Source organism: Streptomyces anthophorae (assembly GCF_049310305.1).
Taxonomy (GTDB): Bacteria; Actinomycetota; Actinomycetes; order Streptomycetales; family Streptomycetaceae; genus Streptomyces.
In genome coordinates, this window is record NZ_JBLWQQ010000002.1 from 1 (window position 1) to 12086 (window position 12086).

16 protein-coding genes are annotated in these 12086 nt (G+C 68.5%); 7 read left to right on the top strand and 9 right to left on the bottom strand.

Translation table 11 applies throughout. The features are described from left to right. From ACNYS0_RS42855 to ACNYS0_RS42865, 3 genes are all read left to right on the top strand, one after another. Positions 1 to 1776: helicase associated domain-containing protein (locus ACNYS0_RS42855; protein WP_422482927.1), on the top strand; the 1776-nt coding region annotated here is incomplete at its 5' end. A 124-nt stretch (positions 1777 to 1900) separates the two neighbouring features. Further along, positions 1901 to 2650 carry a hypothetical protein gene (locus ACNYS0_RS42860; RefSeq protein WP_422404839.1) on the top strand — a complete coding sequence of 250 codons (750 nt, stop codon included), beginning with the start codon at positions 1901 to 1903 and terminating at the stop codon, positions 2648 to 2650. 24 nt (positions 2651 to 2674) lie between these two features. Beyond that, positions 2675 to 3031 carry a hypothetical protein gene (locus tag ACNYS0_RS42865; protein WP_422404840.1) on the top strand — a complete coding sequence of 119 codons (357 nt, stop codon included), beginning with the start codon at positions 2675 to 2677 and terminating at the stop codon, positions 3029 to 3031. Between the two features lie 128 nt (positions 3032 to 3159). Here ACNYS0_RS42865 and ACNYS0_RS42870 read toward each other — a convergent pair whose 3' ends face one another. The 4 genes from ACNYS0_RS42870 to ACNYS0_RS42885 all read right to left on the bottom strand — a co-directional run bounded on the left by ACNYS0_RS42870 (position 3160) and on the right by ACNYS0_RS42885 (position 6021). Then, positions 3160 to 3564 (bottom strand): hypothetical protein, encoded by a 405-nt coding sequence (locus ACNYS0_RS42870; protein WP_422404841.1) that lies wholly within the window; start codon positions 3562 to 3564, stop codon positions 3160 to 3162. A gap of 31 nt (positions 3565 to 3595) precedes the next feature. Then, positions 3596 to 4138 (bottom strand): AAA family ATPase, encoded by a 543-nt coding sequence (locus ACNYS0_RS42875; protein ID WP_422404842.1) that lies wholly within the window; start codon positions 4136 to 4138, stop codon positions 3596 to 3598. 278 nt (positions 4139 to 4416) lie between these two features. Next, on the bottom strand, positions 4417 to 5376 hold the full coding sequence (locus tag ACNYS0_RS42880; protein ID WP_422404843.1) for a hypothetical protein: 960 nt from the start codon (positions 5374 to 5376) through the stop codon (positions 4417 to 4419). A gap of 336 nt (positions 5377 to 5712) precedes the next feature. Further along, positions 5713 to 6021 carry a GNAT family N-acetyltransferase gene (locus tag ACNYS0_RS42885; protein ID WP_422482928.1) on the bottom strand — a complete coding sequence of 103 codons (309 nt, stop codon included), beginning with the start codon at positions 6019 to 6021 and terminating at the stop codon, positions 5713 to 5715. Positions 6022 to 6183: 162 nt separating this feature from the next. Here ACNYS0_RS42885 and ACNYS0_RS42890 point away from each other — a divergent pair, with 162 nt between their 5' ends. Next, positions 6184 to 6555 (top strand): hypothetical protein, encoded by a 372-nt coding sequence (locus ACNYS0_RS42890; RefSeq protein ID WP_422404845.1) that lies wholly within the window; start codon positions 6184 to 6186, stop codon positions 6553 to 6555. Positions 6556 to 6704: 149 nt separating this feature from the next. Here the strand turns inward: ACNYS0_RS42890 and ACNYS0_RS42895 are convergent, their stop codons facing one another. Together ACNYS0_RS42895 and ACNYS0_RS42900 are read right to left on the bottom strand one after the other, a co-directional pair. Next, on the bottom strand, positions 6705 to 7559 hold the full coding sequence (locus ACNYS0_RS42895; protein WP_422404846.1) for a hypothetical protein: 855 nt from the start codon (positions 7557 to 7559) through the stop codon (positions 6705 to 6707). Between the two features lie 117 nt (positions 7560 to 7676). Then, on the bottom strand, positions 7677 to 8111 hold the full coding sequence (locus ACNYS0_RS42900) for a hypothetical protein (RefSeq protein WP_422482929.1): 435 nt from the start codon (positions 8109 to 8111) through the stop codon (positions 7677 to 7679). A gap of 126 nt (positions 8112 to 8237) precedes the next feature. Here ACNYS0_RS42900 and ACNYS0_RS42905 point away from each other — a divergent pair, with 126 nt between their 5' ends. Then, positions 8238 to 8693: a hypothetical protein gene (locus tag ACNYS0_RS42905; protein ID WP_422404848.1), complete on the top strand. Its 456-nt coding sequence runs from the start codon at positions 8238 to 8240 to the stop codon at positions 8691 to 8693. A gap of 222 nt (positions 8694 to 8915) precedes the next feature. Here the strand turns inward: ACNYS0_RS42905 and ACNYS0_RS42910 are convergent, their stop codons facing one another. Next, complete coding sequence (locus ACNYS0_RS42910) at positions 8916 to 9146, bottom strand: hypothetical protein (protein WP_422404849.1); 231 nt, start codon at positions 9144 to 9146, stop codon at positions 8916 to 8918. Then, positions 9143 to 9346 carry a hypothetical protein gene (locus tag ACNYS0_RS42915; RefSeq protein WP_422404850.1) on the bottom strand — a complete coding sequence of 68 codons (204 nt, stop codon included), beginning with the start codon at positions 9344 to 9346 and terminating at the stop codon, positions 9143 to 9145. The genes ACNYS0_RS42910 and ACNYS0_RS42915 overlap by 4 nt, the downstream gene beginning before the upstream one ends. A 179-nt stretch (positions 9347 to 9525) precedes the next feature. On the opposite strand from ACNYS0_RS42915, the gene ACNYS0_RS42920 reads away from it, so the two are divergent. Together ACNYS0_RS42920 and ACNYS0_RS42925 are read left to right on the top strand one after the other, a co-directional pair. After that, on the top strand, positions 9526 to 10266 hold the full coding sequence (locus tag ACNYS0_RS42920; RefSeq protein WP_422404851.1) for a DUF6879 family protein: 741 nt from the start codon (positions 9526 to 9528) through the stop codon (positions 10264 to 10266). Between the two features lie 18 nt (positions 10267 to 10284). Then, on the top strand, positions 10285 to 11136 hold the full coding sequence (locus tag ACNYS0_RS42925) for a helix-turn-helix domain-containing protein (protein WP_422404852.1): 852 nt from the start codon (positions 10285 to 10287) through the stop codon (positions 11134 to 11136). 412 nt (positions 11137 to 11548) lie between these two features. Here ACNYS0_RS42925 and ACNYS0_RS42930 read toward each other — a convergent pair whose 3' ends face one another. Beyond that, positions 11549 to 12085, bottom strand: coding sequence for a DUF6417 family protein (locus tag ACNYS0_RS42930; RefSeq protein WP_422404853.1), 537 nt, complete (start codon positions 12083 to 12085; stop codon positions 11549 to 11551). Between the last annotated feature and the right edge of the window lies 1 nt (position 12086).

Consider the following 12086-nt stretch of genomic DNA (forward strand, 5'->3'; position numbering starts at 1 on the left):
TCGCCGAAGGAGATGGCGGCCTCGATGGATGACGAGGCCGTGTTCGGGCCCGTCCTGTACAAGCTCTCGCTGGCGTCGGCCGTCTCGCGGGGCTTGCTCGCCCGGTACCAGATCATCGTCCTGGAGCTCCAGGACCCGGTCGTCACGCCGGACCGGCTGATGGGCGAGGAGCGGCGCAGCGAGGAGGTGCGGGGGCAGCGGCTGGGGGCGCTCCAGGCGGCGTTGCTGCACACCATGGAGGAGCACCAGCTCCAGACCTGCATCACCTTCCACCACCGGACGATAGAGGCACAGGCGTACGCGGAGGGCCTGGAGCGGGTGGCCAAGCGGCTGTACGCGGACCAGCCGGAGAAGTACCCGTCGAAGGTCTGGGCGGACTGGCTGTGCGGCGAGCACGTCCCCGAGCGCCGGCGGGAGGTCCTGGGCGAGTTCGGGTCCACCGCCCGGCGCGCGGTCCTCTCGAACTGCCGGGTCCTGGGCGAGGGCGTCGACATCCGGGCCGTGGACTCCGTGGCCCTCCTGGACCCCAAGGGCGCTCCGCACGACATCGTCCAGGCGATCGGCCGGGCGCTGCGTCAGAAGCCGGGACAAGGGAAGCTCGCCTCTTTGATCGTGCCGATTTTCCTCCAGCCCGATGAGCAGCCGGAGGACATGTTCACGTCGGGATCGTACCGGCCTTTGGTGAAGGTTCTTGAGGGTCTGCGGGCTCATGATGAAGAGGCCGTGGAATTGCTGGCGATTCCGCAGGAGCCGCAGAAGGACGTTGTGCAGCCGTCCGAGTACATCGGTTCCGCGCCCGAAGATGAAGAGGACGAATCCCGTCTGCTGCTCCGTTTCGCGGCTCCGCGTGATCCGGTGATGGTCGCGAACTGGATTTCCTTCAACGTGATCGACACGGAGCGCCAGGACTGGGGTCGCGGCTGGGCGTCGCTCAAGACGTTCACCGAACGTGAGCTTCATGCCCGAGTTCCGTACGGACACCGGGAGGGCGCGTTCCCGCTCGGGCAGTGGGTCGCGGAGCAGCGACGGGCGTACGGGGCCGGGCAGATGACCGGCAAGCGCGCCGCACGGCTGGAGAAGCTGGGCATGGTCTGGAGCCTCGCGGATGAGCGGTTCCAGGAGAACCTGGAGGCCGCGAAGGCGTACTACGAGCAGCACTGGAGCCTCTGTGCTCCGAGGTCTGCCGTGGCCCTGGACAGGCCGGTAGGACAGTGGTTGAGCAACTTGCGCCGCCCGGGCGCGTTGGACGATCACCCCGAGTGGAAGACGGCGCTGGAGGCCGTGGACGAGGACTGGAACCCGGACTGGCCGGCGGAGTGGCAGCGGCACTACGCGGCCCTGCGGGAGATGGTCGCCGAGGAGAGCGTCCTGGTGTACGTCGAGCCCGGCGTCACGGTCCACGGTATGGACATCGGGAAGTGGCTCGCCAAGCAGCGTCGGCCCGAGGTGTGGGCCGCGTTGATGGACGGTCAGCGCGAGCGCCTGGAGCAGCTCGGCATCGTGCCGCTGCCCCCGGAGCAGGCTGCCCCCGTGAAGGCGTCCAAGGCGGCATCTGGAGCCTTCGAGAAGGGCGCCCGGGCCCTTGCGCAGTACACGGCGCGTACGGGGTCGGTGGCGATCCCTCGAGGTCACGTAGAAACAGTCGTCATCGACGGCCAGGAACATGCGGTCAAGCTCGGGGTCTGGGTCATGAACCAGAAAAGCCGACGCGCCAAGCTCACGGAGGACAAGCTCGTCACTCTCGCCGGCCTCGGATTGGAGTGGGCGGCGGCCTGAACGGGGAGGTGAACGGGCGGGCCGCTCGGCCCGCCCCCTGAACGCTGATTTTCCTGTCTGTCGGACCCAGATGCGGTGTGCTGACCACCAGTGCACCGCCAACGGCAAACCGTGGGGGCGTGTCATGACCGATATCCGAATGAGCACTGATGTGCGTGCCGTGCTGGGAACGGACGGGGCCGCCAAGGCCGGGGCCGTCACCCTCCATCACGCGATCTGCCTCACCTGCCAGCAGAAGATCGATACCGACGAGCCGGCCAACGTGGTCGTACGCATCGGTGGGCATGTCGCGCACATCCGGTACGCGCACGCACGCTGTCACGCCTCCGCGGTGGTCGAGATCCCCGAGCCTCGTACTCCCGGACGCCCGCCGGCACAGCCGGATGCGGGCATGACGATGCAGATGACCGCCGCCACTGTCGAGCACGGCAACTCCGTCCTGCCCACCCTGATCGCCGAACTCGCTGCACCCGTGTACGCCGCCACGGGTACCGGGGACGGCTCTGAACTCCTCGACGTCCTCGCCTCCCACGTCCTGGCACGCGGCTTCTCCCCCGTGGGGCGCATGCGCCAAGCCCCGGCGCACGCGGACGGCTGGCGGGCCACGTACACCACACCCGACGGGGGCGGTGTCGCGCAGCTGACGGTGGCAGAGCCGGACGGGACGCTCTTCTACACCGGCACGATCAACCCGCCGGCCCCGTGGATCGCGGGGGTGGAGCAGTTCGGATGGAGCGTGCTGTACGTCGGGACGATCGGCCTCGCCGGCCTGCCCGCATCGTCGGAGCAGAAGGCGCGCACGCGCCTGATGCGCGAAGCGGCCGCGGCAGGACAGTTCGTCGGCGCCCGCATCACCGTCCACCGCACTGGCTGATCTTTAAAGGAAAGGGAAACGAGCATGAACAGCACGCCTGATGAGAACGCCGTCGAGGAAGATCCGTATGTGCCGCATCCGAATGTGGCCGGCCTGAGTGAAGAGGAGCTGTTCGACAAGTTCGGCGTTGCTAAGTCTGCGCTGATGGGTGCCATGCACGGGATCTCGGATGCGTACCGGGAACTCGGTTCCGGCACCGGACGCGGGTATGGCCCGATGGCCGAGTTCCGGGAGAACAACCTCAACACCCAACGGCCCGTGGCCGATCTAGCGGGTCAGCTCGCGCACCGGGCGGTCGATATCGTCGTCCTGGCGGGCGCGCTCGATGCCTACACAGCCGAGCTGCGCCGCCGCGGACTGATCTCCAAGCTGGAGGACTGAGCCGGACGACCAACCTTCAGCCACCGCGCCACCAGCCCGAAACGCAGCGCACGCGACACGGCCCGGTACTCCGGAAGGCGGCGCCCGGGATATTTCCCTGGGCCCCGTCTTACTGACCGAATCCGCTGCTACTCGGTGGTGTGCTCGGGGTCCGGCAGTTGGGGTGGGAAGTGGCGTTCCAGGATTTCCACCCACCGGTGCAGGACGACGAAGCCGGTGGTGTCGGCTTGCGCCTGGACCAGCTCGGTCAGGGCGGCAACGAACGGCTGAGCAGCAGTGTCGGGCGGCAGCGCGGCGACGGCTTGCATCAAGCGTTCATGCGCGGCCGGGAAGACGTCCTTGGCCCACGCGTCCTGCTCCTTGATGCGCCGGGTGCCGGCCTCCCAGTCGATCTGCATGATCGTCCACTGCGGGCAGCCGGGCGTGTGCCACATCTGGATCGGCAAGCCCACCCCGACGCAGGTGTTTTCCCGGCTGGGACCCGCTTTGCAGTCCGGGCACAGCTCGCCTTCGGTCTCGGCGAAGCCCTCCATCGGCATGCTCCCCTCTGGGTTCGTTTCCTCTTTACCGGTCGATCGGGAGTACCCGGTCCAGGCCGCTCTCGCGCAGGATCTGCTGGACCGTGTCGTCCAGGGCGCTGGATGCGTCGATGACGGTCTCCAAGCCGTCGGGCAGCAGATCTTTGTCCCGGTACCAGTCGCGCAGGTGATCCTCGTTGACCTGCGCCAGATAGTCGGGGTCGGGCTTTGTCGCGTGCCGGAGCACGGTCTCCTCGAAGGGCACGTGCAGGTAGTAGCACCGGGTGACGCCCCGGTGGGCGCGCGCCAGGTCCTGGAGCATCGGGCCGTAGCGGTCGGCGTACAGGATGCCTTCGACGACGACGTGGAAGCCGTTGTCCAGGGCGTAGCGGGCGGTGAGGTCGATCAGTCCGATGTTTGCGGCGCCGGGCCGGTCGCGTTCGCGCAGGACGATACGGCGGAGGTTGTCCTGGGCGACGATCGCGAGGTTGCGGCCGAACCTTTGGCGGAGGCCGGCCGCGACGGATGACTTCCCGGAGGCGGAGTTCCCGCGCAAAAAGATCAGGCGCGTCTCCTCGTTTCCCACCATGCCCGCACCGTAGCCGCGGCCACTGACACCCGGTCCCGTCACATCGATTGCCGCGGACGCAGCGCGACCGGTCGACCGTGCAAAGGCGGCTCTGTACGCAGCATTCAGCCGGTGTCCCAGCTCCTCCGCGTGTCCCAGGGGCCTGCCGCCACCAGGCATAACAGGGGGTTGATGTCCCAGCACGGCTGGGACAGTCAGACAATTCGGACGCCTGGGACAGGGCGTGTCCCAGGCGTCCGCACCTCTGCTCAGAACAGAACGGGCCAGCCCCTCACAGGTCAGTTCCTGCCAGGGGGGCGGGCATCCAGCGCCATGCGCAGGCGCTCCGCGACGGGCCGGTACCGCTGGGCGAAGACGGGGTCCTTCATCTGGTCGGCCTCGGGCAGCTGCTTGTGCGGGTAGGGCCGGCGCCGGGCGAGCGACCAGCCCAAGGGGCGCAGTCCGGCGCGGAGCATGTCCCGGTCGATTCCCGCCAGGTAGTCCCCGTCTCCGGGCAGGTCCCAGTTCGACTGCCAGATCACCCCGTCCAGGGTGATGGGCGGGTGAGGGGATCCGAAGAGAAAACTCAGGCAGCGCTCGCGCAGAACCGCCGCGCTCTGTTCGGGGCTCAGCGGGACACCCTTTTCTTCGCCTCCAGGGCCGGGGAGCACGGTCCTGCAGTCGACGTCGGGGAAGATGTCGATCTCACCAAGCACGACGTGCGAGGTCGCGAACTCACGATCGGGGTAGGACCAGTACCTCGGCAGAAGAACGATCACGTCGTAGGCGTCGATTGCATCGGCCACCGCAGCCGCGAGCGGGCTGCGGTCGGTGTGCGGGAAGCCGCGGTCGCTCTCCTGCGCCGGGCGGCGTGTCTGCCACATGCAGCTGTGGCGCGTCAGGAGACCGCGGCCGTCTGGCGAGAACCAGAGCGTGCTGGACGTCGGCTCCGGCGGGGTGGCCGGCTCGTTCTCCTTCTTGCGGCGGCTCCGGCTGCGCCTCATGCCGCTCATGGTCAAGCGCCAGTAGTCCTCGGCTTCTTCGAGGAGCAGGACCCGCTGACCGCTGTGTGCCCAGGCCGCCGCGATCCCGCCGACGAGGTGGTAGAGGTTCCCCGAGCGCTCCGCCAGGAACCGCAGGACATGCGGTGTGCGCGGCGCCTCGCGGGTCTCCGCGCGGCGCAGGGCCTCGGTGTACTTGCTCCCGCTCCGGCTCGCTCCGCGGGCGCGCTGCGCGGCGGTGGACTGGTTCTTCGGCATGACGTACTCCTTGGCCGGTACCGGGCCACGCCCCGGTTCCGGCTCGTACGACTGCCGTGGACACGACGGAACGCAGAACGGTTGGGAGCGGGCCCCGCAGGACCTTGACCTCCGCATCCGGCGGCGTGGCTCCGGAAACGGGCGGTGATCGGCAGTACGCCACTAGCCGGGCAGGATGCTAACCGGCACGGCAGCACCGGGCGAAGCCCCGAGCCGCCTGTTCCCTCGAACGGACGAGGCCTCCGAACGGCTGGCGCCCGATGGTCATTTTTTGACCATCGGGGCCCCGGGCAGGTCCTGTGCCCTGGGCTGGGCGGCGGGTGGTGTTGGCGGCGGCTACTCGGCCAGATCGTCTTGGTAGACCACCGACACGGCCCGCATTCCAAGTGCCTCGTAGAAGGCTCGACCGGGTTGGTTGCGGGGCGAGCAGTGGACGATGAGCGGCGCCAGACCGCGTTCCCTCGCCCAGGCGCGAACGCGGTCGACGAGGACGCGCCCCTCACCGCCTCCGCGGTGCTCGGGGGCGATCCACAGCTCATGGATCACGCAGCATCCGCGTTCGTCCGCTCCCGCCAGGATGCAGCCGTACTCCGTGCGGACCTTCATCCCGTTCGCCGGGGCTGGGCGGTCGGGGTCGAATGGCACGGTCGTGTTCTCCTTCGAACGTGGTTCTGCGGGCGGCAGATACGAATCATGCGCAGCTCAGGGTGCCCGAGACGACGATCCCGCAGTCCAGGTGGGCGAGCAGGGTGTTTCACCAACACAGCAAGCCGCTTGCTGTCATACCGGCGCATTAGCATCACGACCATGACCGATGCCCCCTCATCCTTCCCGACGGACCTGCTCGACGCTCAGCGTGAGATGCACGAGATCCGGTCTGCACTCCATACATTGCAGAACCGTTTGCCCTGGTCACGGGAGCCGCACGACGGCATGGAGATCAAGGGGTGGAAGCCGTTTTCCCGGCCTGCCACCAGCGGTTGGCCGGCTGAGGACGCGGCGGAGTTCGACCGGCTGCGCGAGCGAGAGCACGAGCTGGCGTCCTTCATCGTCGCTCACCGATTCTTCGCTGACTTCGACGGGCCAGAGGCGGTCGCGAAGCGCTCGCTGCTCAAGCACGAGGCGGCAGCCCAGCCTGTCGTGAACGCCGACGACCCGGAGTTTTCTGAGGCCGCGTAGCCCTCTCTACTGTGCAGGGCAGCGCGGATCCCGGGGGGGGATCTGGCCGAAGCTCGTCGCCGCGAATACACCGCTCGGCCCGAGCCAGACTTCCCAGCAGCTCGGTGCCCGCGTCGCGGACACCGGCCGCCCGACGCGGCATCTCTGGGCTACGCCTCGTTCTCCGTGGGCCAGCCGCTGAGGAAGTCGGCCAGGGCGCGACGCTGCTCTTCCTCGATGGCGAGCTGCTGGGCGAGCACGGCGCGGTCGACATACGGGGCGACGGCAGCGAGGACCAGGCGCTGCAGTTCGTCCGGCTCCAGGGCCTCGACCTCCCACTGCACGGGGTGCCGGCGGTCGAAGCCGTAGCGGTCGGCGAAGGTCGGCCACCTCGGGTCACCGCTCTTTCCCTCGGTCGCCGGGAGCCCGTACTCGCGCACCTGGTCGTAGGTCAGCAGCACGCGGGTCACCCGGCTCCAACAGCCGGTGCGCACCACCCAGTCCCGCTCGATGTCCTCGCCCGAGCAGTCGAAGTCGCCGACCACCAGGAGCACCGCCTCTCTGAGGTCGGCGGCGACGCGGTCGCGTACGACGTCGGCGTAGGACTGGGAGCCGAAGCCGCGGACCACCAACACCGGGATGCCCGCCTCATCAAGCCAGCCGGTCAGCTGCTGACGCAGGGTGTCCTTTTCGGCAGCGACGTATAGGGCCCGCTTCTGGCCCTCCGTACGGTCCAGCCGGAACCAACCGGGCATCTGCCGGACGAACGCGTCCGCGTCTGGCCAGGCCGGCCGGACGTGGACCGCGCGGACCGTGTCGATCAGGTCGGGGAAGCGGCCCTCGCGACGGGCCTGGGCAAGCTGTGCGGACAGACGGCGGTACATCGGCGCGGTGTGCGGCAGAACGCCCTCGGAGACCAGGCGGTACATGACCTGGCGCAGCGTGACCTTGAGCGGCCCGTACCCGTCGACAATTTCCCGCGCCTTGTCCACCACGACCGGCCACCGCACCCGCTCACGCGTCATATCGGTACTTGTACCCCTCGCGGCTCCGGCCCGGGGCTCGAAGCAGATCTCTTCCTCTCGGCTATCGCGTGGGAAGAGGTGTCGTCGTCACGAGTGGTGCCCGGCCGGGCCTGCGGCTCAGCTGTCCAGGTCGCCGACGGCGGCCCGGAATTCCTGGGTCATCAGCGCGACCGTGCGGCGCTGGACGGGCGGCTTGCCCTCCTCGCCCCAGACCTTGTGCAGGGCGGCACGCATCCGGTCGTTCATGTCGTCGTTCACGGCCTGAGCGTGCTGCTCGGGCACCTCTCGCAGGTCCTGTACGGCAACGATCGTGCCGAAGCGAGTTCCGATCATCCCCGTGGTGCTGACCTTCCAGCCGAGCCAGCGGGCCGCCTTGCGCATTGCGGCACGGATCAGTTCCACTCCGCCCATCCCGACGGCTTCCTCGTCGTCCAGGCGCACTTCGTAGGTTCCGCCGTAGCCGCCGGCCCCCTGTGGGCAGCTGCGCTCGAGCAGGGGCAGCACGGCCTGGGCCATGGCGATACACAGGGGATCTTTCGCGAAGGACGGCACACCGGCAGCCTAGAAGCCCCGTCGGCGCTCCGCAGGGCAGCGGGCCGGCCGTCATCGCATCGGCCGGCCGACAGGGATCACGGCAACGGTGCCTGTGGCCAGGCGGGTTGAGGCAGGCTGGGCCGCATGGCCGACGACGTGCTCACGCCTGCAATCGACACGGACGAGTACGACCCGAGCCGCAAGCTCACCCCCGAGGAACAGCTGCTGCCCGCGGCCCTGGTGGACCGGATCTGTCAGGCGCTGCGGCTGGCCGGACTGCCGCTCGCGGTGGAGACCGGTGACGCGGGGGTGTACCTGGAGCGGGAGGGGGCGATCGCGGGCCCTATCGATCATGTCGTGATCAGCTGGCACACGACCAACGAACTGTTCGATGCAGCGGAGGCCGAGGGGCACCGGGGACCCGCCGAGCGGCTGCAGTCCGGGACCATCGATGCCGTCGAAGACGCCATCGCCGTGGTCCTCACGGCGAGCGGGCTGGTGGTCGCCAAGCATCCGTACACGCACTCACTCGCCGTATGGGGCATCGCCGGTCCTGCCCCGGTCAGCAGTGCCGCTAATGTCAGCGACCCGACGGCCTGACCGCCGTATCTCCTCTGTCGCAAGGCCTCGGGCTTTACGACGCTCGAGGCTGATGGCAGGCGCACCGGCATCTCCGGGCCAGCAGCAGCCCCTTCGCGTGCGGGAGTGGTACGTCGTCGAGCTGCGTGCACGCCTTGTGCAGGTCCGTGTAGCCGGGGCGTTGCGCGAGAGCGCACTGGGGCGACAACGAGTCCTCATCGACGCGCTTCGGCGTCGGCGTCATCACGGCCATGCCCCTCTGCTGCGAGCGTTGGCCAGTGCCACGCCGGCCGACAGCCGCTCCTCCTGGGTGGCGGGACGCAGCGGGCCGCGGGCGTCCCATTCCCGGCCGCCGCCATGGGGTGGCTTGAGCTGCCAGAAGGGGCCAACGTGGTCGACGATCTGCCCGACCCGGCGCGACGCCTCGTCCCAGACCAGGTCACCTCGCAGCGGTACGTACGGACTTCCAGTCATCCGCGCCTCCCCCGCAGGGCCTCGGCAAGCCGCAGGGCGACATCGCCATGAACCCGGCCCAGGTTGACCAGGTTCAGGGCAGGTGACGCCTCATCGGCTCCCAGGGACGGCAGAACGATCCCGACCTCTGTCAGTGCTGCGCGCAGGACCTCGACTGCTTCGGCGGCTTCGGTCGCACCCGGCTTCTGTGCGGTAGTCATGAACTCAGCATCAGTCCGGCGGAGTTGGGGCAGCCAGTAAGTATGCGCAGTTATTCTCGGAGGCCTCCCCGATATACGTGACCATGCTCACGGAGCGCCAGAGGGGCTATAGCGGCGTCAACCGGCTCCAGCGCACGGTCGAAACCACACAGTCCAGCGCGACGCAGGAGGAGGACGCCATGGCGCGCAACATCCGCTTCAACGGCACGGGCAGTGGGGACACCGGCTGCCCGTCGATCCACGAGGACCTCGAAACCGGCGACGTGATCGTGCATGGTCCCCCGCTGACCGCCGCAGAGGACCTGGCTCAGCTGCAGCACCTCGGCCCGGGCGAAGCCGCCATCGTGGTGCCGCGCGAGGTCATCTCTGACTGGGCTCCCAAGGACCGCACGCGCCGGGCGCAGGTCATCGACCTCCCTGCCTTCAACCAATTGTTCGAGATCTTCGAGCACACCGCGTGGCGCCTCGAGACCCGGCGCCGGTACGCATCCGACGAGACAACCGACACGTACGCGCAGTTCCTCACCCAAGGGCGGGTCGATTGGGACATGGACTCTTGGTATTGCGAGACGATCCGGCGGCAGACGGGGGCGGGAAAGTCCGTGGCCCGGGTCCGCCTGCTCGACGATCCACCGACGACGGGCCAGCGCTACCTGCTGCTCAACGCCGAACGTAACCGGGCCCTGGGAGAAGACATCCGCACATTGGATCGCGCGCAGGCCGACCGGCTGAAGCTGGGAAGCGAAGACTTCTGGCTTTTTGACTCACGTCTGGTCGCCCGGTTGAACTTCAGCGACACGGACGACCTCCTCGACGTGGAGCTGATCACGGAGCCGGCTGAGGTGGTGCGCTACGCGATGCTCCGGGACGCCGCCTGGCACCACGCATCGGCCCACGCCCGCCAGGCTGTGGCCGGCTGACGAACAGCGCGGACGCCGGTGAGTACGGACTTCCAGCACGCACGCGAGGCGCTCGGCATGCGCCTGCGTGAACTGCGCATGTCCGCACCTGAGGGACGCCTCACCGGTGTCCGCCTCGCCGAACGGCTTGGATGGACACAGCCGAAAGTCTCCAAGCTCGAGAACGGCAGACAGACCGCAACGCCCGACGACCTGCGGGCCTGGGCCGATGCGACCGGTCACCCCGACTCCTACGGCGAACTCCTCGCCCGGCTGCGCGGGTTCGAGTCCCACATCCGTTCCTGGCGGCGCCAGCTCGCCGGCGGGCACCAGCCGGTGCAGCAGTCGGTGGCTGCCGAATACGAGCGCTCCAGCGTCATTCACGGATTCGAGTCCGCGACCGTCCCGGGGATTCTGCAGACCGCCGACTACGCACGGCACGTCTTCACGCGCTACGCCGACCTGCACCGCTCGCCCCAGGACACCGAGGCAGCCGTGCGCGCCCGGATCAAACGTCAGCAGCTCCTCTATGACGACGGCAAACGGTTCGAGATCCTCATCGGCGAGACCGCACTGCGCTCCCTGATCTGCCCGCCCTCGGTACTCGCTGCCCAACTCGACCGTCTATGGGGTCTGGTCGGGCTGGACACCGTGCGCCTCGGCGTCATTCCTCACGCCGCGTCCCTCAAGATCCCGCCGACCGTGCCGTTCTGGATCCATGACGAGCGACTCGTCATGGTCGAGACCTGGCACGCAGAGCTCTGGATCGACGACGCCGATTCCATCGCACTGCACCTGCGCACCTGGCGCACCCTGCGCGAGTCCGCCGTCTTCGGCACCGACGCCCAAAAGCTGATCGGCCAAGCACGCCGCCAACTGCACACCACCTAGCTCCATCCAGCGACGTGCCGCGTTGACGCCGGCCGCCAAGAGCCAGTCCTACAGCCTACGGACCGTGGGCAGCCGGGCCGGGTGCGAGCGGCGGCGCGAGGAAAAAGAGAAAACCCTCTCTCCTGGTGTACAGGAGAGAGGTGTCGGCGTAGACCGGCACTACCCCGACCCGCCCCCACCTGGGCAGACACCCCGTCCCCGTCTCACGGGTGGGCTGCCATGAAGCAACACGGGAAAGCAACGCGGGAAGGCAATACGGGAAAGCAACCTGGGAAAGCAATACGGGAAAGCAACCGGCCTCCGCATATACCGCTCCCAGCTGAGGTGACCTGCAGATACTCCGGCACCGTGTCTCACGGGTGGGCTGCCGTAAAGCAACCGCCACTCTTGATGTGTCCGTCGTGGCGGTCAGTCAGCAGGGCGAGTAGATCGTGCCGTAGGCACGAGCGAACCGATTGGCTGGACCTGCCGAACCCCCGAGCCGTTCGAGATAGAACGCGCGGGCCATCGACTCCTGCTGTTCCAGATTCACATGCACGGTCCAGCGGTTGGCGTCCTGATCGAAGCGGGCCGACTCCACCACGTCCTCCAGGCCGGGTGCAGGTCCGCGGCGCAGCCGCGGGCCCAGGGCGAGGTACCGGCGCAGTACGGCCATCTCGGACGGCAGCAGAAGGAGTTCCTGCAGTTCTGGCGGCGTCTCCTCGGGGGCGGTGGTGGCTGCCCTGGCCTGCGCGTACAGCAGGGCGTCCCAACCGTCGTCGGTCAGCTGCGCCGCCCAATGCACTCGGCGCCCGGTCAGGGAAGACAGCGCGTTCCTCTTCTCGTCGCTAGCCATGCGGGCCAGCCCGCGGTCTGCCAGGACGTCCACGCTGCGCTGTGTGATGCCGGAGCTCGGCGTCACCCACGCCTCGGCCTCTCCCTGCGCGGCAGCGATGCGCTGCAGCAGCACA

What these genes read in the sequence shown, in the direction of transcription:
- ACNYS0_RS42870 (WP_422404841.1), bottom strand. Translation starts at nt 3,564, where the DNA reads ATGGAGGGCTTCGCCGAGACCGAAGGCGAGCTGTGCCCGGACTGCAAA.
- ACNYS0_RS42895 (WP_422404846.1), bottom strand. Translation starts at nt 7,559, where the DNA reads ATGACGCGTGAGCGGGTGCGGTGGCCGGTCGTGGTGGACAAGGCGCGG.
- ACNYS0_RS42880 (WP_422404843.1), bottom strand. Translation starts at nt 5,376, where the DNA reads ATGCCGAAGAACCAGTCCACCGCCGCGCAGCGCGCCCGCGGAGCGAGC.
- ACNYS0_RS42910 (WP_422404849.1), bottom strand. Translation starts at nt 9,146, where the DNA reads ATGACTGGAAGTCCGTACGTACCGCTGCGAGGTGACCTGGTCTGGGAC.
- ACNYS0_RS42860 (WP_422404839.1), top strand. Translation starts at nt 1,901, where the DNA reads ATGACCGATATCCGAATGAGCACTGATGTGCGTGCCGTGCTGGGAACG.
- ACNYS0_RS42920 (WP_422404851.1), top strand. Translation starts at nt 9,526, where the DNA reads ATGGCGCGCAACATCCGCTTCAACGGCACGGGCAGTGGGGACACCGGC.
- ACNYS0_RS42875 (WP_422404842.1), bottom strand. Translation starts at nt 4,138, where the DNA reads ATGGTGGGAAACGAGGAGACGCGCCTGATCTTTTTGCGCGGGAACTCC.
- ACNYS0_RS42915 (WP_422404850.1), bottom strand. Translation starts at nt 9,346, where the DNA reads ATGACTACCGCACAGAAGCCGGGTGCGACCGAAGCCGCCGAAGCAGTC.
- ACNYS0_RS42890 (WP_422404845.1), top strand. Translation starts at nt 6,184, where the DNA reads ATGACCGATGCCCCCTCATCCTTCCCGACGGACCTGCTCGACGCTCAG.
- ACNYS0_RS42865 (WP_422404840.1), top strand. Translation starts at nt 2,675, where the DNA reads ATGAACAGCACGCCTGATGAGAACGCCGTCGAGGAAGATCCGTATGTG.
- ACNYS0_RS42905 (WP_422404848.1), top strand. Translation starts at nt 8,238, where the DNA reads ATGGCCGACGACGTGCTCACGCCTGCAATCGACACGGACGAGTACGAC.